This is a genomic window from Nocardia sp. NPDC004168, from assembly GCF_040610355.1.
GTDB lineage: Bacteria > Actinomycetota > Actinomycetes > Mycobacteriales > Mycobacteriaceae > Nocardia > Nocardia sichangensis.
In genome coordinates, this window is sequence record NZ_JBEXME010000014.1 from 159,585 (window position 1) to 181,391 (window position 21,807).

At 69.9% G+C, this 21,807-nt stretch carries 20 protein-coding genes; 16 read left to right on the forward strand and 4 right to left on the reverse strand.

All coding sequences use genetic code 11. From position 1 onward, the window contains the following. Nucleotides 1–4 precede the first annotated feature (4 nt). From ABZW96_RS24160 to ABZW96_RS24180, 5 genes are all read left to right on the forward strand, one after another. Entirely contained in the window at nucleotides 5–1,162 is a 1,158-nt protein-coding gene (locus ABZW96_RS24160) for a serine hydrolase domain-containing protein (protein ID WP_355077898.1), read from the forward strand. Continuing rightward, nucleotides 1,162–2,208, forward strand: a complete 1,047-nt coding sequence (locus ABZW96_RS24165; RefSeq protein ID WP_355077927.1) for an NAD(P)-dependent alcohol dehydrogenase — start codon at nucleotides 1,162–1,164, stop codon at nucleotides 2,206–2,208. Before ABZW96_RS24160 ends, ABZW96_RS24165 begins: the two co-directional genes overlap by 1 nt. Before the next feature lie 38 nt (nucleotides 2,209–2,246). Continuing rightward, nucleotides 2,247–3,896: a class I adenylate-forming enzyme family protein gene (locus ABZW96_RS24170; RefSeq protein WP_355077899.1), complete on the forward strand. Its 1,650-nt coding sequence runs from the start codon at nucleotides 2,247–2,249 to the stop codon at nucleotides 3,894–3,896. A gap of 4 nt (nucleotides 3,897–3,900) precedes the next feature. Then, entirely contained in the window at nucleotides 3,901–5,652 is a 1,752-nt protein-coding gene (locus ABZW96_RS24175; RefSeq protein ID WP_355077900.1) for an amidohydrolase family protein, read from the forward strand. Between the two features lie 85 nt (nucleotides 5,653–5,737). After that, nucleotides 5,738–6,592 (forward strand): alpha/beta hydrolase, encoded by an 855-nt coding sequence (locus tag ABZW96_RS24180; RefSeq protein WP_355077901.1) that lies wholly within the window; start codon nucleotides 5,738–5,740, stop codon nucleotides 6,590–6,592. A 7-nt stretch (nucleotides 6,593–6,599) separates the two neighbouring features. On the opposite strand, the gene ABZW96_RS24185 is transcribed toward ABZW96_RS24180, so the two are convergent. Continuing rightward, nucleotides 6,600–6,884 carry a hypothetical protein gene (locus tag ABZW96_RS24185; protein ID WP_355077902.1) on the reverse strand — a complete coding sequence of 95 codons (285 nt, stop codon included), beginning with the start codon at nucleotides 6,882–6,884 and terminating at the stop codon, nucleotides 6,600–6,602. 193 nt (nucleotides 6,885–7,077) lie between these two features. Between ABZW96_RS24185 and ABZW96_RS24190 the strand changes: the two genes are divergently transcribed. After that, nucleotides 7,078–8,109, forward strand: a complete 1,032-nt coding sequence (locus ABZW96_RS24190) for a DoxX family membrane protein (RefSeq protein ID WP_355077903.1) — start codon at nucleotides 7,078–7,080, stop codon at nucleotides 8,107–8,109. A 460-nt stretch (nucleotides 8,110–8,569) separates the two neighbouring features. On the opposite strand, the gene ABZW96_RS24195 is transcribed toward ABZW96_RS24190, so the two are convergent. After that, a complete protein-coding gene (locus ABZW96_RS24195; protein ID WP_355077904.1) occupies nucleotides 8,570–9,400 on the reverse strand; it encodes a mycofactocin-coupled SDR family oxidoreductase in 831 nt (276 codons plus the stop codon). A gap of 460 nt (nucleotides 9,401–9,860) precedes the next feature. Here ABZW96_RS24195 and ABZW96_RS24200 point away from each other — a divergent pair, with 460 nt between their 5' ends. The 3 genes from ABZW96_RS24200 (at nucleotide 9,861) to ABZW96_RS24210 (ending at nucleotide 11,892) form a co-directional block, all read left to right on the forward strand. Continuing rightward, entirely contained in the window at nucleotides 9,861–10,064 is a 204-nt protein-coding gene (locus tag ABZW96_RS24200) for a hypothetical protein (protein ID WP_355077905.1), read from the forward strand. A gap of 102 nt (nucleotides 10,065–10,166) precedes the next feature. Continuing rightward, nucleotides 10,167–10,826, forward strand: a complete 660-nt coding sequence (locus ABZW96_RS24205; protein WP_355077906.1) for a class I SAM-dependent methyltransferase — start codon at nucleotides 10,167–10,169, stop codon at nucleotides 10,824–10,826. A gap of 199 nt (nucleotides 10,827–11,025) precedes the next feature. Beyond that, on the forward strand, nucleotides 11,026–11,892 hold the full coding sequence (locus ABZW96_RS24210) for an AfsR/SARP family transcriptional regulator (protein WP_355077907.1): 867 nt from the start codon (nucleotides 11,026–11,028) through the stop codon (nucleotides 11,890–11,892). 50 nt (nucleotides 11,893–11,942) lie between these two features. Here ABZW96_RS24210 and ABZW96_RS24215 read toward each other — a convergent pair whose 3' ends face one another. Both ABZW96_RS24215 and accA read right to left on the reverse strand, forming a co-directional pair. Continuing rightward, nucleotides 11,943–13,292: an acetyl-CoA carboxylase biotin carboxylase subunit gene (locus ABZW96_RS24215; protein ID WP_355077908.1), complete on the reverse strand. Its 1,350-nt coding sequence runs from the start codon at nucleotides 13,290–13,292 to the stop codon at nucleotides 11,943–11,945. Nucleotides 13,293–13,302: 10 nt separating this feature from the next. Continuing rightward, entirely contained in the window at nucleotides 13,303–14,991 is a 1,689-nt protein-coding gene (gene accA / locus ABZW96_RS24220; protein ID WP_355077928.1) for an acetyl-CoA carboxylase carboxyl transferase subunit alpha, read from the reverse strand. Between the two features lie 198 nt (nucleotides 14,992–15,189). Here accA and ABZW96_RS24225 point away from each other — a divergent pair, with 198 nt between their 5' ends. The 7 genes from ABZW96_RS24225 to ABZW96_RS24255 are packed head-to-tail and all read left to right on the forward strand — an operon-like array spanning nucleotide 15,190 to nucleotide 21,807. Beyond that, nucleotides 15,190–16,458 (forward strand): beta-ketoacyl-[acyl-carrier-protein] synthase family protein, encoded by a 1,269-nt coding sequence (locus ABZW96_RS24225; RefSeq protein WP_355077909.1) that lies wholly within the window; start codon nucleotides 15,190–15,192, stop codon nucleotides 16,456–16,458. After that, a complete protein-coding gene (locus ABZW96_RS24230; RefSeq protein ID WP_355077910.1) occupies nucleotides 16,455–17,693 on the forward strand; it encodes a ketosynthase chain-length factor in 1,239 nt (412 codons plus the stop codon). Before ABZW96_RS24225 ends, ABZW96_RS24230 begins: the two co-directional genes overlap by 4 nt. Continuing rightward, nucleotides 17,690–17,944, forward strand: coding sequence for a phosphopantetheine-binding protein (locus ABZW96_RS24235; RefSeq protein WP_355077911.1), 255 nt, complete (start codon nucleotides 17,690–17,692; stop codon nucleotides 17,942–17,944). Before ABZW96_RS24230 ends, ABZW96_RS24235 begins: the two co-directional genes overlap by 4 nt. Then, nucleotides 17,941–18,879 carry an aromatase/cyclase gene (locus tag ABZW96_RS24240; RefSeq protein WP_355077912.1) on the forward strand — a complete coding sequence of 313 codons (939 nt, stop codon included), beginning with the start codon at nucleotides 17,941–17,943 and terminating at the stop codon, nucleotides 18,877–18,879. The genes ABZW96_RS24235 and ABZW96_RS24240 overlap by 4 nt, the downstream gene beginning before the upstream one ends. Beyond that, on the forward strand, nucleotides 18,876–19,802 hold the full coding sequence (locus tag ABZW96_RS24245; RefSeq protein ID WP_355077913.1) for an MBL fold metallo-hydrolase: 927 nt from the start codon (nucleotides 18,876–18,878) through the stop codon (nucleotides 19,800–19,802). Before ABZW96_RS24240 ends, ABZW96_RS24245 begins: the two co-directional genes overlap by 4 nt. Continuing rightward, nucleotides 19,799–21,043 (forward strand): FAD-dependent oxidoreductase, encoded by a 1,245-nt coding sequence (locus ABZW96_RS24250; protein WP_355077914.1) that lies wholly within the window; start codon nucleotides 19,799–19,801, stop codon nucleotides 21,041–21,043. The genes ABZW96_RS24245 and ABZW96_RS24250 overlap by 4 nt, the downstream gene beginning before the upstream one ends. 2 nt (nucleotides 21,044–21,045) lie before the next feature. After that, a complete protein-coding gene (locus ABZW96_RS24255; protein ID WP_355077915.1) occupies nucleotides 21,046–21,807 on the forward strand; it encodes an alpha/beta hydrolase in 762 nt (253 codons plus the stop codon).

Sequence of the window (21,807 nt, forward strand, 5' to 3'; positions counted from 1 at the left end):
GGCGATGACCACTACCACGGGCACCGCCACCTCGGGATTCTGCGCCGAACGATTCGCACGGGTCCGCACGGAACTGGAGTCCCGGCTCGCCTCCGGCGACGAGCTGGGCGCATCGATCTGCGTCACCGTCGACGGCGAAACGGTCGTCGACCTCTGGGGCGGCTACCGCGACCGGGAACGCACGCAGCCGTGGACCGAGGACACCTTGGTCAACGTCTTCTCCATCACCAAGACCATGACCGCGCTGTGCGCCCTGCTGCTGGTCGAGCGCGGCGAACTGGACGTGCACGCGAAGGTGGCCAGGTACTGGCCGGAATTCGCGGCGAACGGCAAGGGCGACATCGAGATTCGTCATCTGCTCGCGCACACCTCCGGCGTCTCCGGGTGGCAGCCGCCGATCGAGCTCGCCGATATCTACGACGCGGAAGCCTCCGCCGCCCGTCTCGCGAGCCAGCCGCCGTGGTGGGAGCCCGGCACCGCCTCCGGCTACCACGCGCTGGCCTACGGCCACCTGATCGGCGCGGTGATCCGCCGCGTCACCGGACGCTCGCTGGGCGAGTTCTTCGCCGATGAGCTCGCCGGGCCGCTGGGCGCGGACTTCCACATCGGCACCGCGCCCGAGCACCACGGGCGGATCGCGACCTTGATCCCGCCCGCCATGCCGGAATTCGACATGGCCGCGCTCGACCAGGAAAGCGTGCTGGTCAAGACGCTCACCAGCCCGCTGCTCGACATCGCCGAGACGGCGAGCGCCGGGTGGCGGCAAGCCGAGATCGGCGCGGTGAACGGCCACGGCAACGCCCGTTCGGTGGCGCGGGTGCAATCGCTGGTGTCCTGCGGCGGCGAACTGGCCGGACGGCGGCTGCTGTCGGAGCGGACGATCGAGCTGATCTTCCAGCAGCAGTCCGACGGCGTGGATCTCGCGCTTGCGGTGCCGCTGCGATTCGGCATCGGCTACGGTCTGCCGCAGCGGCAGACCGCCCCGCAGGTTCCCGACGGCCGGGTGTGCTGGTGGGCCGGGTACGGAGGCGCGATGGTGGTCAACGACCTCGAGCACCGCACCACCTTCGCCTACGCCATGAACCGGATGGCGCCGGGGCTGATCGGCTCCGACCGCGGCGATGCCTATCTGCGCGCGACATTCGCGGCGGTGCGCGGATGATGCGGGCACTGCAGCTCACCGAGCCCGGTGTGCTGGAACTGCGCGAGGTACCGATTCCGGAGATCGGTCCCACCGATCTGCTGCTGCGGGTCGGCGCGGCGGGCATCTGCCATTCGGATCTGCACGTGCTGCACATCCCCTTCCGGATGCGCGAGGAACCGTTGACCCTCGGCCACGAGATCGCGGGCACCATCGAAGCCGTCGGCGCCGGGGTCGGCGGCCGCCGGGCGGGCGAGCGCGGCATCGTGTATCTGTGCTGGTCGTGCGGGGTCTGCCGGGAGTGCGTCGGCGGCAACGAGAACGTCTGCCTCGCCGCGGGTCGCACCGCCATGCCGCCGTGCCCCGGACTCGGGCCGGACGGCGGGATGGCCGACTACATCCGGGTGCCCGCGAGTTCGTTCGTGCCGATCGGCGACCTCGACTTCGCCGAGGCCGCGCCGCTGGCCGACGCCGCGCTGTCGAGCTACCACGCCATCCGCGGCGCTCGTGATCGGCTGGGGCCGGGGTCGGTGGCGGTGGTCGTCGGGATCGGCGGGCTCGGCCACCTCGCGGTGCAGATCCTCGCCGCGACCACGGCGGCCAAGGTGCTGGCCGTGGACGTGAGCGCCGACAAGCTCGAACTCGCCGCGCGGTGCGGTGCGGCCGAAGGACTTCTCGCGGGCGACGACACGGCGAAGGAGATCCTCGACCGGACCGCAGGTCGCGGCGCGGACGCGGTGTTCGACTTTGTCGGCGTCGACGCCACCGCGCGGCTCGCGGTGGAATCGGTGGCGCCCGACGGGGCCTACCGCATGGTCGGCCTCGGCGGTGGCGCGCCGGAGATCACGGCGGCGCCCGCCACCGGCACGGGCTGGCCGTGGGGCGCCACGGTCCGGAAATCCTACGGCGGCACCAGATCCGACTTGATCGACGCCGTGGCGTTGGCCGCGGCGGGCAAGCTGCGCGCCGAAGTGGAGCGCTACCCGCTGGCCGACGGCCGCGCCGCCCTCGACCGGCTGGAGCGCGGGCTGATCACCGGCCGCGCCGTGCTGATCCCAGAGCCGTGACGAATCAACCCTTGCGCAGTGACGAGGAAGTATCCGATATGACAAAAGCAATCGACCCGCAGACGTTCGTGGCACAGGCCGCGAGCAGGCTCACCGGACCCGGCGGTCGATTCGAGATGGTGGTCGAGGACGTGCTCGGCGCGCCGCTGCCGGTGGTGCGCCATCGCAAGTCCTCGCTGCGGGAAGTGCTCGTCGCCGGGGCCGCGCACGGCGACCGGGACTATCTGGTCACCGCGGACCGCAGGATGTCGTTCACCGAGCACGCCGCCGCGGTCGCGGCACTGGCCACGGCCCTGCGCGACCGCTTCGGCGTCGGCAAGGGCGACCGCGTGGGCATTCTCGCCGCGAACACGCCCGAGTGGGTGCTCACCTTCTGGGCGGCCCAAGCGCTCGGCGCGATCGCGGTGGGTTACAACGCGTGGTGGGCGCCGCGCGAGATCGCCTACGGCGTCGAGCACACCAGCCCCTCCGTGCTCGTGGTCGACGCGAAGCGCGCGGCGCTGGTGGCGGAACTGGATATCCCGGTCCCGGTGCTCACCATGGAACACGACATACCCGCGCTGCTGGCCGAATACCGCACCGACGACCTGCCCGACACCGAGATCGACGAAGACGATCCCGCGGTGATCCTGTACACCAGCGGCACCAGCGGCCGACCCAAAGGGGCGGTGCACTCGCACCGAAACCTGGTGGCGGTCACCGACTATCACCTCTTCAACGACGCGCTGGCCGCCGCGCTCACCGGGGCGGACGAACTGCCGAGCGGGCGGCGCTTCCTGCTCACCTCGCCGCTGTTCCACATCGCCAGCCTGCACAACCTGGTGGTTCCCCGGCTGGTCAGCGGTGACGCGGCGGTGATCCACCAGGGCTCGTTCGACGCCGACCGGGTGCTGCGGCTGATCGAGGCGCAGCGGGTCACCAACTGGGGCGCCATGCCGACCATGGCGACCAGGATGCTCGAACTCGACCTGTCCGACTACGACCTGTCCTCGCTCACTTCCTTCTCGCTGAACTCCGCGCCGTCCTCGGCCGCGTTGCAGGAGAAGCTGCGCGATCAGCTGCCCGTCGCCCGCAACGCGCTGGTGACCAGTTACGGGCTCACCGAATGCAGCACCGCCGCGACGCTGGCGAGCCCGGCCGAGCTGGCGGCGTTCCCGGACACCGTCGGTCGTCCGGTCGTCGGGGTCGCGCTGGAGATCCGCGACAGCGCGGGCAACGTGGTCCCCGACGGCACCGAAGGCGAGATCTGCGTGCGCAGCCCTTACGTGATGCTGGGCTACTGGCAGAACGAGGCAGCGACCGCCGCGGCGATCACCGCCGACCGCTGGTTGCGCACGGGCGATATCGGGGTGCTGGAGGACGGCAGGCTGCGCTTGTCCGGGCGTCGTTCGGATCTCATCCTGCGCGGCGGGGAGAACGTCTATCCCACGGAGATCGAGCAGTGCCTCGAGGAGCATCCGGCGGTGCGCGAGTGCGCGGTGCTCGGGGTACCCGACGCCGACCTCGGACAGCAGGTCGCCGCCGTGGTCGTGGTCGAAAGCGTCACGGCGACAAGCGAAGAGGAGCTGCGCGCGTTCGCCGCCGAGCGGCTCGCCTACTACAAGGTGCCCGCCCGCTGGCGGCTCACCACCACCGCACTACCGCGCAACGCGACCGGCAAGGTCATACGCGCCGATCTCGAGGTGTAAAGCCATGTACGACACCATCATCGCGAACGGCCAGTGGTTCGACGGCACCGGCGCGCCCTCGGCGATCCGGCACCTCGGCATCCGAGACGGGCGCGTCGCGACCGTCTCGGCCGACTCGATCGAGGACCCCGACTGTCCGAACATCGTGGACGCCACCGGGAAATGGGTGATCCCGGGCATGCTCGACATCCACACCCACTACGACGTGGAGGTGCTCCAGCATCCCGCGCTGACCGAATCGCTGCGCCACGGCATCACCACGGTCCTGCTGGGCTCGTGCTCGCTGTCGACCGTCCACGTCGACGCCTCCGACGCGGGCGACCTGTTCGCACGGGTCGAGGCGATTCCGCGCAAGCACGTCCTCGCCGCGGTCGGCGAGCACAAGACCTGGCGCTCGGCGCACGAATACGCGGCCGCCCTGGAACAACTGCCGCTGGGCCCGAATGTGGCCGCGTTCATCGGGCATTCGGACATCCGCGCCGCGGAAATGGGTCTGGAGCGCGCGACCCGCAAGGACGTCCGGCCCGATGCCGCCGAACTGGCGGGGATGGCGGCGAAGCTGACCGAGGCGCTGGACGCCGGGTTCGTCGGCATGTCCTCCCAGCAGCTGCTGTTCGACAAACTCGACGGTGCGGTGTGCCGATCGCGCACCCTGCCGTCCACCTACGCGACCACCCGGGAACGGCGCAGGCTCAACGCCATCTTGCGCCGGCGCGGGCGGGCACTACAGGGCGGACCCGACGTGTCCCGCCCGCAGAGCCTGGTGACGATGGCGGCCGGTAGCCTCGGCCTGTTCCGCAAGCCGCTGAAGGTCAGCCTGCTCTCTGCCGCCGACCTCAAGGCCATTCCCGGCATCGCGTACCTTTTCCCGCTGATCGCGCGAGTGCTCAACGCGCTGGGCGGCGATTTCCGCTGGCAACACCTTCCGGTGCCGTTCGAGGTCTACGCCGACGGCATCGACCTGGTGGTGTTCGAGGAGTTCGGTTCCGGCGCCGAAGCGCTGCACCTCGCCGACCAAGTGGACAAGCGCCGGGAACTGTTGCGCGACCAGCAGTACCGGCGCCGCTTCCGCAAGGACTACGACAAGAAATTCGGTCCACGGGTGTGGCACCGTGATTTCTTCGATGCGCGGATCGTGGAATGCCCGGACGCGAGCGTGATCGGCAAGACCTTCGGCGAGGTGGGCGCGGAGCGCGGCGGCACGCACCCGGTGGACGCGTTCCTCGACCTCGTGGTGGAACACGGCGGCAAGGTCCGCTGGCGTACGACGATCTCCAACCACCGACCGGAAGTGCTCGATCGGCTCGCCGCCGACCCCGGCGTGCAATTGGGCTTCTCCGACGCGGGAGCGCATCTGCGCAACATGGCGTTCTACAACTTCGGGCTCCGCTTCCTGCGCCGGGTGCGCGACGCCGCGAACGCGGGCCGTCCGTTCCTGTCGATGGAACAGGCGGTGCACCGGCTCACCGGCGAACTCGCGGACTGGTACGGCCTGGACGCCGGACATCTGCGGGTGGGCGACCGAGCGGACGTCGTCGTGCTCGATCCGGCTCGCCTGGACGATTCGCTGGACGCCTACCACGAATCCCCCATCGCCCCCTTCGACAACCTGTCGCGCATGGTGAACCGCAACGACGAGGCGGTCACCGCGGTCTTGGTCGGCGGCGTGCCGGTGTTCGGCGGCGGCGCGCCCGCCGCGGAGCTCGGCGCCCGGCGGACCGGCCGTTTCCTGCGCGCGGCGACCGCCACCGGATAGTCCAACCGCCCGCTCGGTCCGGTTCGTCCACGTAAAATCGCTGCTACCCGGCGGTTCGCTCGCCGGTGGTTCGTAGGGAGTCAGCGTGGACGTATTCGAACATCGGGGCAGGTCCGTGGTCTTCGACCGCACGGGCAGCGGGTCTCCGGTCGTGTTCCTGCACAACGCGGGCACGCAACGCCGCATCTGGGACGACCAAGTCGCGGCACTGCGGGACTCGCATGAGGTCTTCGCGCTCGACCTGCCCGGCTACGGGCAGTCCGACCAGCCCGCGACCGGCTACCGCCTCACCGATTACGTCGACATGCTCACGGCGTTCCTCGACGCCCAACGCGTCACCGACGTGGTGCTGATCGGCAACTGTCTCGGCAGCGCCACCTCGCTGCGCTACGCCATGGGGCATCCCGACCGGGTGCGCGCGCTCGTCCTGATCAATCCGCTCACCTTGGACACTGTGAGTTCGGGACAGTCGGCGGGCTTGGCCTGGCTGGACGCGCGGCTGCCGCTGGGGCCGCTGGCCCGCCGGATCAGCCTGCCGGACCCGGTGGTCTCGCTGATCGTCGGCAATCAGCTCGGCCCCCGCGGCCGGCGTCTGCGCACCCAGCACGAGCCGCGCGTGCGGGCGCACTGGACCGATCGGGGCAGGCTGCGAGCTCTGCACGGCTTGGTGCAGGATTTCCCGTCCTACCGCGCGTTGGACACCTTCGAGCCGCCCGCCGGTTTCCCGCCGATCTGCACGATCTGGGGGCGGCGCAACCGCATCCTGTCGGCGAAGGCGGGCGGACGGCTGAACCGCAAGCTGCGCCCGCACACGGCGGTGGAACTACCGGACTGCGGTCATCTTCCGATGGTGGAGGCTCCGGAGCGGGTCGCTTCGATCATCACCGGCTTCCTGGCCGCGACCGACGTCCCGGCCCGCGAGCAGTCCGGCGGCCGCTGAGCCGCACTCAGAGCGGAGCCACGGTCGGGCACAGTTCGGCGAAACTGGCCGAGTGCACTCCGCATCCGGCGCATTCGAACACCATGCCCATGTCCAGCATCCAGTGGATGCGGGTATGGCAGGTCTCGCAGAGGAAATCCACACCCGCCGGATGGCAGCAGGACCGTTTACGGATGAACCATTCCGCGCGATGACGGCAGGGCACGGAATCGAAGCGGAACGTGCACTTCGGCGCGGCGGGCAACTCGGCGACGACGGCATCGAAAGCCGTTGTGGCCGTATGGGTGTTCACAGCGGATACCTTCCGGCGGAGCAGGGGCGGGAGAACGAGCGGTGCGGCGGCGCCTTCTACCCCCTGGATCGATCTCTCTCGATTAGCTGTTACCCGGATGAGTCCGCTTTCACACGGCGGCGGACCCGCTTGTTTGGTCACGAATCGCGCGGGAATCCGAATTGTGACGCCATCTAAGGGAAGGGGTTCTGTCATGTTGTTGCGCCGACTCGCCCGGCCGCTACTGGCCACCGTGTTCGTGGTCGACGGGGTCGATACGCTGCGGCACCCGGACGAGCGGGTGAAGTCCGCGAACGCACTGCTGGAACGGGGGCAACGGCAGCTGCCCGCAGAGGTCGCCGCGAAATTGCCATCGAATCCGTCGACCGTCGTGCAGGTCAACGCCTTCGCCCAGGTGGGCGGCGGCGTCCTGCTGGCCCTCGGCAAGGCGCCGCGACTGGCCGCCTTGGTGCTCGCCGCGACCGTCGTGCCCGCGGCCGTCACCGAGCAGGACTTCTGGAACGAACAGGATCCCGCCCGCAAGTCGGCGAAGCGCACCGCGTTCCTGAAGGATCTCGGGCTGCTCGGCGGACTGATGATCACCGCCGCCGACACCGAGGGCAAGCCTTCGCTGGGTTGGCGTGGCCGCAGGGCCGCGCGCGATGCCGCCGCCGCGGTGACCGCGGCGTTGCCGTTCGGCGCGGCCTCGGACACCGCCACCGGCGCGGCACTGCGCAAGCACGCGCACGAGGCCGCGGACAAGGCGCGGGCAGTGGGCGCGGTGGCCGCGAGCAAGGGGGCGGAACTCGCCGAATCGGCCCAGCGGCACCGGCCCGGGTGGGCGGAATCGGCCAAAGAGCACAGCAGCGACTGGGCCGAGACCGCCAAGACGCACGGGCAGGAGTGGGCCGAGATCGCCAAAGAACACGGTGCCGACTGGGCGGAGATCGCCAAAGAACGCGGCGCGGACTGGGCGGAAATCGCGAAAGAGCGCGGCGCGGAATGGGCCGAGATCGCCAAGGAGCGCGGCGCCGAATGGGCGGAGGTCGCCAAGGAGCAGAGCGTTCACCTCGCGGATCTGGCGAAGCAGCGCGGCGCCGAATGGGCGGAGATCGCGAAAGAGCGCGGGCCTGAGCTCGCCGACGCCGCCAAGGAACGCGGTGTGCACGCGGCACACCTGGCGCGCGAGCGTGGAGCCCAGACCGCGCACGCGGCCCGCGACGCGATCGAGTCACGTCGCCACTGACGCTTCGCGACAGGCTTCGCCTCGGCCCGGCAGCGAGGGACGTGCCCGGCGAGCCAGTCGTGCACAAGCGGGCCAGCTGGGGCCCGGCTCGGCCTCATGAGCGTTCGGTAGCGGGCGTCGCGCGACGCCCGCTACTTCGCGGACGAGCATCCGTTTCTTCGCTCACGCCTTCGAGCGACTTGCGGTTGCGCGCCGGTCGGGCGGTCTCGCCGTAATCGTGCGCGAGGTCGATGAGTGCCGCGCCGAGCGAGGAGACCCGCTGGAACCGGTCGGCCAGGCCGGTGATCTCGATCGCCCGGTAACCGGCCGCACGGTGGTGGTCAGCATCATCCGGCCGCGCGAGCGCGCCGCCTCGGTCTGCGCCTCGACCAGGACGCTCAGTCCAGCCGCCGCAAGGAAGGCGACCGGCGAGAGTCAGCGCGCGAACTTCGTGGCGGGAAGCACTTTTGCGGCCGGAGCCCTAAGAGGTGCTCGCGCTCCCGCCGCAGGAGATGGTGACGGCTTCGCCGTTGAAGTGGCGGCCGTGCTCGGAGACCAGCAGCAGCATCGCCTCGGCCACCTCGGCGGGCTGGATCAGATCACCGTTGGGCGGCCCGGATTCGATGATCGCCATCCAGTCCTCCCTGGTGGGATTCTCCTTGTCCGGCATCATGAGCCGCCAGGTCGCCGGATTCTGGATCATGTCGGTGTCCACGCCGGAGGGCAGCAGCGCGTTCACCGTGATGCCGTACTCCGCCACTTCCAACGACAGTGACTTCACCAAGCCGAGCACGCCCCATTTGCTCGCGGCGTAGTGCGCCGCGTTGCGCACGCCCATCTTCGCCACGATGGAGGAGGTGGCCACCACGCGACCCCAGCGGCGCTCGATCATGTGCGGGACGACCGCGCGGAAGCTGTGGAACACGCCCGTCAGGTTGGTGTCGATCATGTCCCGCCACAACCGCTCGTCCATCTCGGCGACGGGCGAGTTGGACGCGATGCCCGCATTGGCGACGAGGATGTCGATGCGGTCGAACTCCTCGAGCGCGCGCTCGGCGACCGTCCGCATCTGTTCCAGGCTGCGCACGTCGGCTCGGACGGCGACACAGCGGCGGCCGGTCCGCTCGACCAGCGCGGCGGTCTCGGCCAAGTCGCCGGGGGTGCTCAGCTCGTAGGGCAGGCCGGGCACCGGTGCGGCGATATCGCACACCACGATGTCCGCGCCCGCGTTCGCCAGCGCCAAGGCGTGCGCGCGCCCCTGCCCGCGGGCGCCGCCGGTGATCACCGCCACCCGGTCGTCGAGGTTGCCCATGACTGGCCCTTCGTCGGTCGGTACCTGCTTCGGCCGCCCCCATCGTGTCATGGGCGAACGAGCTGATCTCCCGGTTTTCCGGGGGCCGCGTCGCCGAGGCGATATTTCCCAGAGTTGGGAACGGGCCGCACCCGCTGCCTGGCACGACGTGCGCTTCTGCGTGCCGCAGCACGTCCGCAACCTGCGTAGACGGGGTCGCTGCGCCGAATTGTCCAGGGAGAGTGGAACAATGGGCACGATCTCGGCGCCGGAGCGGGCACGGCCATGGCACGGACGCGCCGACCCGACTGCGGCACGGAGGCCACATGCACCCATTTCGACCCGGTCCAGCGACCGACCGTCCGCGATGTACGCTGCGCCCCGGAACGATCTCGCCCGTGCCCACCGCGTCGTTCCAGGCACGAGCGTCGCATTGACATGGTTTCCTGGGGGCCCGATGACCGATTGTGAGTACCTTCCCGTGAATCTCGACCGACAGCTCGACGCCGAACCGACCGAGCACGACAACACCCTCGCCGACCGGCTCGCCAGCCCGCGGCTGCGCAGGCTGCTGCACACGGCCATCGGCCTGTCCGAGGACTCCGTCGACCTGCTGACGACCATGACCACGCGCCTGCGCGCGGCCGAGGGCATGATCCTGCGCGACCCGCTCGAGGACTACTGACCCACGGGCGGCCGGGGACTCCGGGCGGACAGCCGGCAGGGCGGGTTGCCGAACCGGCAACGATATTTGCCGTTCCAGTCGGCCCGATGGATGGTGGGACGCATGAGTGCGACACCCCATCACCACGCCGACCGGACGACGCCGACCACTGTCGAGTACTGGGAGGCCTTCTACCAGGAGCGCGACCAGATCTGGTCCGGACGGCCGAACTTCTTGTTGGTGCGTGAGCTCGAAGCCGTCCCCCCTGGCACCGCACTGGACCTGGGCTGCGCCGAGGGCGCCGACGCGATCTGGCTGGCCGCGCGCGGCTGGCGGGTCACGGCGGTCGACGTGTCGGAGACCGCGCTGGCCCGCGCCAGGACGAACGCGGCCCGCCAGGGAATCGACGGCGAAATAGATTGGCAGCGGCACGATCTGGACCACACCTTCCCCGCGGGAAGTTTCGACCTCGTCACGGCGCAGTATCTGCACTCACCGGCGGCGAAGGACGGCGAACGGACGCGCATCCTGAGCCGGGCGGCCGATGCGGTGGCTCCCGGCGGGCTGTTGCTGATCGTCGGTCACGCGCAATGGCCCTCCTGGGTACTGGAACCACCCGCCGACGTGCATTTCCCGACCACTGCCGAAGTACGGGCCGGTCTCGCGCTGGATCCGGCCGAATGGCACGTGGAAGTGGACGAGGAGGTCGAGCGCGAACACGCGAGCCCCGAGGGCAGGCCGGGCACGCGAAAAGACAACATCCTACGAATTCGCCGCAACTGACGGCGAGAGCAAATAACGGGCCAATCTCCTTGCAGCCGAGGAGAATTCGCGGAGCCTGCGCACGGAATTAACTCCGATATTACTCAGGATTCATGGTGCCGAGACGGATTTCTCGCTACTGTGGACGAAGCCTACAGTGCGGTGGGAATCGAGAATCTCACGTCGGTCGGGGGGAAATTCGCCCGTAGGAGAGTTCCCAGTGAAGTATCCCGTATGCGCACGCGTGCTAGGTCCGTTGACGCTTGCCCTGAACAATCACAATGCGACGCCGACCGCGCAGAAGCAGCGGCAGTTGCTGGCATTACTTTTGGTTCGGCACGACACCGTTGTCCCGGTGACGGCCCTGATCGAAGAACTGTGGAACGACGATCCGCCGCGCAGCGCGGTGACGGTCGTGCAAACATACGTGCTCGGCATTCGCAAGAAGATGGCGGAGCAACTCGGAGTCGGACAGGCGGAGGTGGCCGAACGCTATTTGCGCACGCGCAGCAAAGGCTATTCCTTCGACGTGCGGGACTGTGTGTTCGACCTGCGTGACTACCAGTCCATGTCCGACGCCGCCCGATGCGCCGCCAAGACCGGCGACGACGAGCGCGCGGTGGACCTGTTCAGCGCCGCGGAAGCGCTGTGGAGCGGTCCCGCGCTGGTGGACGTGGAGGGTGGCATCCCGCTCGCCGCCGAGATCTCGCATCTGGATCACCTGCGGCTGACCAACATCGAGTTGCGCGTGGAGGCGGAATTGCGACTGGGCAGGCATCGTGAGGTCTGTCCCGACCTGGCGCGGCTGACCATGCAGCATCCGCTGCACGAGCGGCTCCAGGCGTACTACATGTTCGCCCTGTGCCGGTCGGGCCAGCGCGCTCGCGCCCTGGCCTCCTACCAGCGGTTCAGCCGGTCCATGCAGGACGAACTGGGGCTCGACCCCTGCCAGAAGCTGCAGAAGTTGCACCGGGACATCCTGACCGCCTCCGACGACTCGGTGAGCGCGATGCTCAACAGCCGCCACGCCGGTTACCTGATCGGGTGGTACTCCCCCGAGCGCCGCGCCGCCGCCGAGACCGCCTGACGCCGACGCCCGGCCGCGATCGCCGCGGGCCGGGCGAACCTCCGGCGCGCTCATCCCCGCCCGAGGAGCTCGTCCACCAGCCCGGTGGTGTGCGTGGCGGCGCGCATGGCTGGATGGTCGAGCACCTCGTACAGGAAATCCCGGGTGGTCGCGACGCGGGCGCCGGAAATCCGGAATTCCGCCAGCGCCCGCCGCATCCGGGCCAGCGCCCGGTCCCGGTCCGGCGCCCACACCACCAGTTTGGCCAGCAGCGAATCATAGTGCGGAGGTATCGAATAACCGGCGTGCGCATGGGTGTCGACGCGGACGAAGGGGCCGCCGGGCGGGGTGAATTCCGCCAGGATTCCCGGAGCGGGCGCGAAGTCCGCGGCAGGGTCTTCGGCATTGATCCGGCATTCGATCGCCGCGCCGCGCAGGACGATATCTTCCTGATCGATGCCGAGTGGTTGCCCCGCCGCGACTCGAATCTGCTCGGCGATGAGATCTATACCTGTCACCATTTCGGTGACCGGATGTTCGACCTGAATTCGGCAGTTCACTTCCATGAAATAGTAATTGCCGTCCCGATCGACCAGGAATTCCACGGTTCCCGCGCCGGTATACCCTGCCTCGAGCACACCGTGCACGGCGGATGCGCCCATTTGCTCGGCCAGACCGTCCGGCAGCAGCGGGGCAGGCGATTCCTCGATCAATTTCTGGTGCCTGCGCTGCACCGAGCAGTCGCGTTCACCCAGGTGCACGCCATTGCCGTAGGCATCGCACAGCACCTGGATCTCGACGTGTCTGGCGGCGGCGAGGTACTTCTCCAGGTACACCCGGCTGTCGCCGAACAGCATCCGCGCCGTCGCCCTGGTCTCCTGATAGGCGCGCGGGAACGCCGCACTCTCGTGCACCACCTGCATGCCGCGCCCGCCTCCGCCCGCGGCCGCCTTGACGATCACCGGGTAGCCGATCGAATCCGCGAGCGCGTGCGCCTCGTCGAGTTCGAGCGGATCGAGGCTGCCCGGCAGCAGCGGCAGTCCCGCCTTCGCCATCAGCGTGCGCGCCGACTGCTTGTCGCCGAGCTGGGCCATCACGTCGGCGGGCGGCCCGATCAACGTGACGCCCGCCGCCCGGCACGCGTCGGCGAAATCCGGTGACTCGGAGAGGAATCCGTATCCGGGATGGATCGCGTCCGCGCCGGTGAGCTCGGCGGCGGCCAGGATCGCCGCGGCGTTCAGATAACTGCGCTTGGCCGCGGACGGGCCGATCTGCACCGCCTCGTCGGCGAAACGCACCACCGCCGACTCGGCGTCGGCGACCGAGTGCACCGCGACGGTGCGCACGCCGAGTTCGCGGCAGGTGCGCGCGACGCGCAGCGCGATCTCACCACGGTTGGCGATCAGGATCTTCTCGAACATGGCGCCACTCCTACGCGACCGACCGGACCAGGACCTGCCGCCGCGCGCCGAAGCGCCGGAACCGGGCGCGGCGCTCGTCGGCCAGCTCCGCACCGCTGCGACCGGACAGTTCGCCGAGGGTCGCGGTCAGGGCCCGGTGCAGCTGTTCGGCCGCGGCCACGGGGGCCGCGCCCACGTCGTCGCCCGGCTCGGGCAGCACCGCGTCGACGACACCGAGACGCAGCAGATCCCGCGCGGTCAGCGACAGCGCGGCCGCGGCCTCCGGTGCGGCGGCGGGATCGTTCCACACGATCGCCGCGCAGCCTTCCGGGCTGATCACCGAGTACGTGCCGTTCGCGAACATCAGCACCCGGTTTGCGACGCCGAGCGCCAGGGCCCCGCCGCTGCCGCCTTCGCCGATCACCACGCTGATCACCGGCACCCGCAGCGCGGACATCAACCGGATGTTCTCCGCGATGACGATCGCCTGCCCCTGCTCCTCGGCGGTCGCGCCCGGATACGCGCCGGGCGTGTCGATCAAGGTGACCACGGGCAGCCCGAGCTTCTCGGCCAGGCGCATCAGACGAGCCGCTTTGCGATAGCCGGCCGGAGTCGGCATGCCGAAGTTGCGTTCCATCAGCTCCTTGGGGTCGTGTCCTTTCTGGTGGCCGATCACCATGACCGGCCGCCCGCCGAGCCACGCCGTTCCGCCGACCACCGCGGCGCAATCGCCGGAGATCCGGTCGCCGCGCAGCTCGCGGAACTCGTCGAAGGCGAGTGCGAAGTAGTCCAGCGCGGTCGGCCGCTGCGGAGACCGCGCCCGGCGCACTTGTGTCCAGGGATCGGTCGCGGGAACGCGGGCCGGATCGGTGATCACGCCCGCGTCGGCGGGGACGAAGGTCTCGGCGGAATCGACCGGCCCCGCGGCCCGCAGCAGTGCGCCGAGCGCCTGGCGCAGGCCCGCGCGCGGCACGATCATGTCGATGAGCCCGCGTTCCAGCAGGAATTCGGCGGTCTGGAACTTCGGCGGCAATTCCTGCCGGATGGTCTGCTCGATCACTCGCCGTCCGGCGAACCCGAGCCGGGCGCCCGGTTCGGCGATCAGCACGTCGGAAAGGGTGGCGAAGGAAGCCGCGACGCCGCCGTAGGTTGGGTCGGTGATCAGGGTGACGGTGAGGATGCCCGCCCGGTCCAGTTGCTCCAGCGCCGCGCTGGTCTTGGCCATCTGCATCAGCGACAGCGGGCCCTCCTGCATCCGGGCGCCTCCGGAGGCGGTGACAATGATCAGCGGAACACGTTGGGCCAGAGCGGTTTCGGCGGCAACGGTGATCATTTCGCCGACCGCGGTGCCGAGGCTGCCGCCCAGGAAGCGGAAGTCCATGGCGGCGATCACCACCGGCCTGCCCTCGATCGCGGCCAGCGCGCACAGCACCGCGTCGTGCATGCCGGTGCGGGAGCGCGCGGCGGCCAGCCGGTCCGGGTAGGGCTTGGTGTCGGTGAAGGTCAGCGGGTCTTCGTCGGTGGCGGCGACCGGCAGCGACTCGAAGCGTCCCTCGTCGGCGAGCTGCTCGATGCGCTGCCGCGCGGTGATCGGCGTGTGCCTGCCGCATTCGCCGCAGACGCCGAGGTCGCGGGCGAACCGCTTGCCGTACAGCGGGATCAGGCATGCCGGGCAGAGCACCCAGTCCGCGGCGCCGTGCTGGCCGTGTGCTGACTTCATCACGCGTGTCTCCTGTGCTCGGGAACAGGTGATCGATCCGGGCGGCGCCGGCCGGGCGATCACAACGACAGCCTGCGCCCCACCGCTCGAGAACAACTCGACTCGCTCGCTCGAGCGAGGTTCGAGGACCGTCCCCGATGCTCGATCGCACCATCGAAGGGAGAACGCCATGAACACCAATGCATCCGGTGGTGTGCGATGAGCCGCCGCGTTGTCGTCACCGGGCTCGGCGTCCGCGCGCCCGGCGGGTCGGGCAAGGACGAGTTCTGGAAGCTGCTGTCCGAGGGCCGCACGGCGACGCGCCGGATCTCGTTCTTCGACGCCTCGCCGTACCGGTCCCAGGTGGCCGGCGAAGCGGACTTCGACCCGGCGCTGGAAGGGCTGTCCCCCAGGGAGATTCGGCGCATGGACCGGGCTGTGCAGTTCGCCGTGGTCTGCGCGCGGGAGGCGGTGGCCGACAGCGGGCTCGACCTCGCGACGGTCGATCCGCACCGGCTCGGCGTGAGCCTCGGCAGTGCGGTCGCCGCGGCCACCAGCCTGGAGCGCGAATACCTGGTGCTGTCGGACTCCGGGAAGAACTGGCTGGTCGACGAGACGTATCTCTCTCCGCACATGTTCGACTACATGATCCCCAGCGTGATGCCCGCCGAAGTGGCCTGGAGCGTGGGCGCCGAGGGACCGGTGGCGATGGTCTCCAACGGATGCACCTCGGGACTGGACTCGGTGGGCCACGCGGTGCAGCTGATCCGCGAGGGCTCCGCCGACGTCATGGTTGCGGGCGCGTCGGACACCCCCATCACACCGATCGTGGTGGCCTGCTTCGACGCGATCAAGGCGACCACCCCGCGCAACGACGAGGCGGAGGTGGCCTCACGGCCGTTCGACAACTCGCGCAACGGGTTCGTACTCGCCGAAGGCGCCGCGATGTTCGTGCTGGAGGCGTACGAGAGCGCGCGCAAGCGTGGCGCGCACATCTACGCCGAGATATCCGGGTACGCGACCAGGTGCAACGCCTACCACATGACGGGCCTCAAGGCCGACGGCCGCGAGATGGCCGAGGCGATCCGGGTCGCGCTCGACGAATCCAGGATAGACCCGACCGGTGTGCACTACATCAACGCGCACGGCTCCGGCACCAGGCAGAACGACCGGCACGAGACCGCGGCGGTGAAGCGCAGTCTCGGCGCGCACGCCTACTCCACGCCGATGAGCTCGATCAAGTCGATGGTCGGGCATTCGCTCGGCGCGATCGGCTCGGTCGAGATCGCCGCCTCGCTGCTGGCGCTGGAATACCAGGTGGTGCCGCCGACGGCGAACCTGCACGAACCCGATCCCGAATGCGATCTGGACTACGTGCCGCTGGTCGCCCGCGACCATCGGATGGACACCGTGCTCACAGTGGGCAGCGGGTTCGGCGGCTTCCAGAGCGCGATGGTGCTGCGCAAGGCGGAGGCGGTGGCGGCATGATCCTCGTGACCGGAATGGGAGTGCTCGCGCCGAACGGCATGGGCGTGGAGCGTTTCTGGGACGCCGTGCTGGCCGGGCGCGGCGGGATCGCGCCGCTCACCCGGTTCGACACCAGCGGTTCGTCGGCGCGACTGGCCGGACAGGTGGCCGATTTCGACGCCGGTGAGCACCTGCCGAGCAGGCTGCTGCCGCAGACGGACGTCTCGACCCGGATGGCGCTGGTCGCCGCGCAGTGGGCGCTGGACGACGCGAAGGTCGACACGGCGACGATGACCGACTACGACATGGGCGTGGTGACCGGAAACGCCTCCGGCGGTTTCGAATTCACCCATCGCGAATTCAACAAGCTGTGGTCGCTCGGCTCCGAGCACGTCAGCGTGTACGAGTCCTTCGCGTGGTTCTACGCGGTCAACACCGGCCAGATCTCCATCCGGCACGGCATGCGCGGACCGAGCAGCGCCTTGGTCGCCGAGCAGGCGGGCGGACTGGACGCGATCGGCCACGCGCGGCGCACCGTGCGGCGCGGGACGCCGCTGGTGGTCACCGGCGGCGTCGACTCGGCGCTGGACCCGTGGGGCTGGGCCTCGCATCTGTCCAGCGGCGGGGTGAGCGCCGCGACCGACCCCGACCGCGCCTATCTGCCGTTCGACGCCCGCGCCGCCGGCTACGTGCCCGGTGAAGGCGGCGCGATGCTGGTCGTGGAGGACGCCACCGCCGCGCGTGCCCGTGGGGTGCCCAAAGTGCACGGTGAGATCGCCGGCTACGCCTCGACCTTCGACCCGCCGCCCGGTTCCGGCCGTCCGTCGGGCCTGCGCCGCGCCGCCGAACTCGCGCTGGCCGACACCGGGATGACGCCCGGTGACATCGACGTGGTGTTCGCCGACGCCTCCGGCATACCCGATCGCGACCGCGACGAGGCCGCCGCCATCGAGGCGCTGTTCGGGCCGGGCGGCGTTCCGGTCACCGCGTCGAAACCGCTGACCGGACGCCTGTTCTCCGGTGCTGGTCCGCTCGACGTCGTCACCGCGCTGCTGGCCATGCGCGACTCGGTGATCCCGCCGACCGCCCGCACCTCCACGCTCGCCGAGGATTACCGGATCGATCTGGTTCTCGGCGCCCCGCGCTCCGCCACCGTCGGCGGCGCGCTCGTCCTGGCACGCGGGCGCTGGGGTTTCAACTCCGCGGTCGTCGTGCGCGCCGTGTCCGATCGAGATCTGCCGAGGAGCGAATCATGACCATGACCATCACCGAACTACGCCGCATTCTGGTGGACTGCGCGGGCGGCGAGGACCTCGCCGAACTCGGCGGCGACATCGCCGCCGTGGAATTCGAGGAGCTGGGCTACGACTCGCTCGCGCTCATCGAGACCGCGGCGCGGATCCAGCGCGATTTCGGCGTGACGATCCCGGAGGAAGAACTCGTCGAGGTCAAGACGCCGCAAGAGCTGGTCGACATCGTGAACGCCCAACTGCGCGGTGCGGCATGAGCGGCGAAGTGATGTCCCACAGCAGGGTGGTGCAGGCTGCCCCGGACGTTGTCTACGGTCTGGTCGCCGACGTGACCAGATGGCCGGTGATCTTCGAGCCGAGCGTGCTGGTGCGCCACCTGCACCAGGGGCCGGACGAGGAGCGCTTCCGGCTGTGGGCGACCGTCGGCGGCGCGGTGAAGAACTGGACGTCGCGGCGGGTGCTGGACGCCGGGCAGCGCCGCATCGTGTTCGAGCAGGAACGCAGCCAGGCGCCGTTCGCGTCGATGGGCGGCGGCTGGTCGTTCCGCGAGGTCGGTCCCGGCGCGACGAAGGTCACCTTGGACCACCACTTCGCGGTGGTGGACGGGGCCGATGCCGCGCAGGTCGCCGCGTCGGTCGATCGCAACAGCGTGGTCGAGCTCGCGGCGCTGGCCCGCGTCGCCGAGCTCGGCCACCCGGTGGACGAGGTGATCCACACCTTCGAGGACACCGTGACGCTGGAATGCTCGTCCTCCGAGGCGTATGACTTCGTCTACCACAGCGAACGCTGGCCCGAGCAGGTGCCGCACGTCGGCCGCATCGAGCTCACCGAGGATGCCGATGGCGTGCAGCTGATGGAGATGGACACGGTGACGGCGGGCGGTATCCCGCACACCACGAAGTCGATCCGGGTGTGTGTTCCCGGCGAACGAATCGATTACAAACAGTTGGTGCCGCCCGCGATCCTGTTCGGCCACAGCGGTGCGTGGGAATTCGCCGAGGGTCCGGACGGCGCGGTGGTGACCGCGCGGCACACGGTCGCGATCAATCCCGAGGCCGCGCGCGAGATCCTCGGCGCGAACACCGATCTCGCCGACGCCCGCGCGTACCTCACCGAAGCGCTGTCCGCCAACAGTCGCAACACGCTGCGTTGCGCGGAACGCTCTGCCGCGACGACGAAGTCACCGACATGACCGCCACCGAGACGACCGCGACGCCGCGGGTACAGGAGATCGCCGACGGCGTCCACGCCTACACGCACAGCCGCGGCGGCTGGTGCGTCAGCAACGCCGGCGTGCTGACCGGGCCGGACGGCGCGGTGGTGATCGACACGCTGGCGACGGAAGGGCGCACCCGGGCACTCGTCGAGTTCGTCGACGGGCTGGGTACCGGCCCGGCCCGCGTCATCGTGAACACCCATCACCACGGCGACCACAACTTCGGCAATCACCTGTTCGGCCCGGCCGCCGTCGTCGTCGGCCACGACCGGATCCGGCCGGAGATGATCGAGACCGGCCTGGCGCTGACGAAGCTGTGGCCGGATGTCGAATGGGGCGATGTGCGGGTCACGTTGCCGAGCATCACGTTCAGCTATCACCTGACCTTGCACCAGGGCGAGCGCCGGGTCGAGCTCATTCACTTCGGCACCGCCGCGCACACCACCAACGACGTGGTGGCGTGGCTGCCCGAGGAGCGCGTGCTGTTCGCCGGAGACCTGGTGATGGCGGGCGCTGCGCCGTTCTGCCTGATGGGGTCGGTCAGGGGTTCCGTCAACGCGATCCGGCGGCTGGCCGCGCTGGGCGCCGAGACGGTCGTCGCCGGACACGGCCCCGTCACCGGCCCTGAGATCTTCGACCAGACGCTGCGTTATCTGCGCTGGGTGCAGGACCTGGCCGCGGAGGGACGCGCACTCGGGCTGACGCCGCTGGCGATCGCGCTGGAGGCCGATCACGGTGAGTTCGCCGACCTGGTCGACCAGGAGCGGTTGGTCGGCAACCTGTATCGCGCCGATGCGGAACTGTCCGGCGGCGAACTCGGCGAGCCGCTGGACGTGCCGGCGATCTTCGACGAGATGGTGCTCTACAACGGCGGGCAGGTCCCCACATGCCTGGCGTGAGCACCGAATCCGTGCGGGTCTGCGTGATCGGCGGCGGCCCCGCCGGACTGATGACCGGCCTGCTGCTGGCGCGTTCCGGCGTGGAAGTGCTGGTGCTGGAGAAGCATCCGGACTTCCTGCGGGATTTCCGGGGCGACACCGTGCACACCTCGACACTGCTCGCGATGAACGAACTCGGCTTGGCCGAGGAATTCCTCGCGCTGCCGCACGTCGAGCTGCCTCAGCTGCCGATGGCGACCGCCACCGGTCCGGTGGTGTTCGCCGACTTCAGCTCCCTGCCCGGGCCCTTCCCGTTCGTGGCGTTCATGCCGCAGTGGGATGTGCTGAATTTCCTCGCCGAGGCGGGCGGGCGCTACCCCGGCTTCCGGTTGGTGCAGGAAGCGGAGGTCACCGAGCTGATCCAGCGCGGCGGTGCGGTGGCGGGCGTACGCGCCGAGACCGCTGACGGTCCGCTGGAGGTCAGCGCCGACCTGGTGATCGCGGCCGACGGGCGGCACTCGATCGTGCGCCGATCGGGGCTGCTCGAGGTCGCCGCCAGCGCGGCGCCCATGGACGTGCTCTGGTTCCGCGTCGGCAAGCCGGAGGGCGAGCGCCTGCCCACCGTGCGCAGCGGGAAGGGATTCTTCATCGTCTGTATCGATCGCGGTGACTATCTCCAGGTCGCGTACATGATTCCGAAGGGCGGCTTCGCGACGATCCGGGCGGCGGGGCTGGCGCGGTTCCGTGCGGATCTGTCCGGCATCTATCCCGTGCTCGCGCCGCGTCTGGAGGCGGAGATCCTGGACTGGGACGACGTGAAACCCCTCGACGTCCGGGTGGACCGGCTGCGCCGCTGGTACCGTCCCGGCCTGCTGGCGATCGGGGACGCGGCGCACGCGATGTCCCCGGCGGGCGGGGTGGGCATCAATCTCGCGGTGCAGGATGCCATCGCGACCGCTCGCCTGCTGGCGCCGATCCTCGCCGCGGGCGCGACCGCGTCCACGACGCAGCTGCGCACCGTTCAGCGCCGCCGCGAATTCCCGATGCGCGTGGTGCAATTCGCGCAATTGCACTTGCTGTCGGACCTCTACCCCAGTGCGGGACGGCCCGGGACCGACAAGCCGCTGCTGGTGCGGCTGCTGCGCCGTTTCCCGCGCCTGCCCCGGCTGGTGGCCAGGGTGATCGGCCTCGGCATCCGCCCGGAGCCGGTGCCGACCGCGACCGAAACCGTCACGACCCTAACGAAACTCAGGGAGAACTGATCGTGTCGACCTACCTGCTCATTCACGGCGCCTTCCACGGCGGATGGGTCTGGCAGCGGGTGACTCCGCTGCTGGAAGACGCCGGTCACCGCGTGCTGGCCCCCTCGCTGGTCGGTCTGGGCGACCGCGCGCACCTGCTGACCCCGGATGTCGGGCTCGACACCCATGTTCAGGACCTGATCGAGCTGGTCACCGCAGAGGACGCGACCGAAGTCGTCCTGGTGGGTCACAGCTACGGCGGCATCGTCGTCACCGCGCTGGCCGACGCCGTGCCGGACCGCATCGCCGAACTCGTCTACATCGACACGTTCGTGCCGCGCGACGGCGAGGCGGTGGCCGACATCATGCCGGGCATGGTCGACGCCTTCGCCACCGCGGCGGCCGCCACCGGCGACGGCTGGCTGGTGCCGCCGCAAACCGAACCGACCGGCGACGGCGGCCTCTACGGCGTCACCGCGGAACCCGATCTCGGCTGGCTGGCGTCCATGCAGACGCCGCAGTCGCTGAAGACCTTCCAGCAGCCGATGACACTGACGAATCCCGCCGCACTGGCGAAAATTCCGGTGACGCACGTCCACTGCGGCGAAGGCGGCGAGGACTTCAAGGCGATGCGCGCGGCCATGCCCCGCACCCTGCCACCGGCCGATCTGCCTCCCGACCGCCTCCATGTACTCCCCACCGGGCACGACTGCATGATCACGATGCCGCGCGAGTTGGCCGGATGCCTGCTCGAACTCGCCGCTCGACCAGCGCCCGCACCGTAG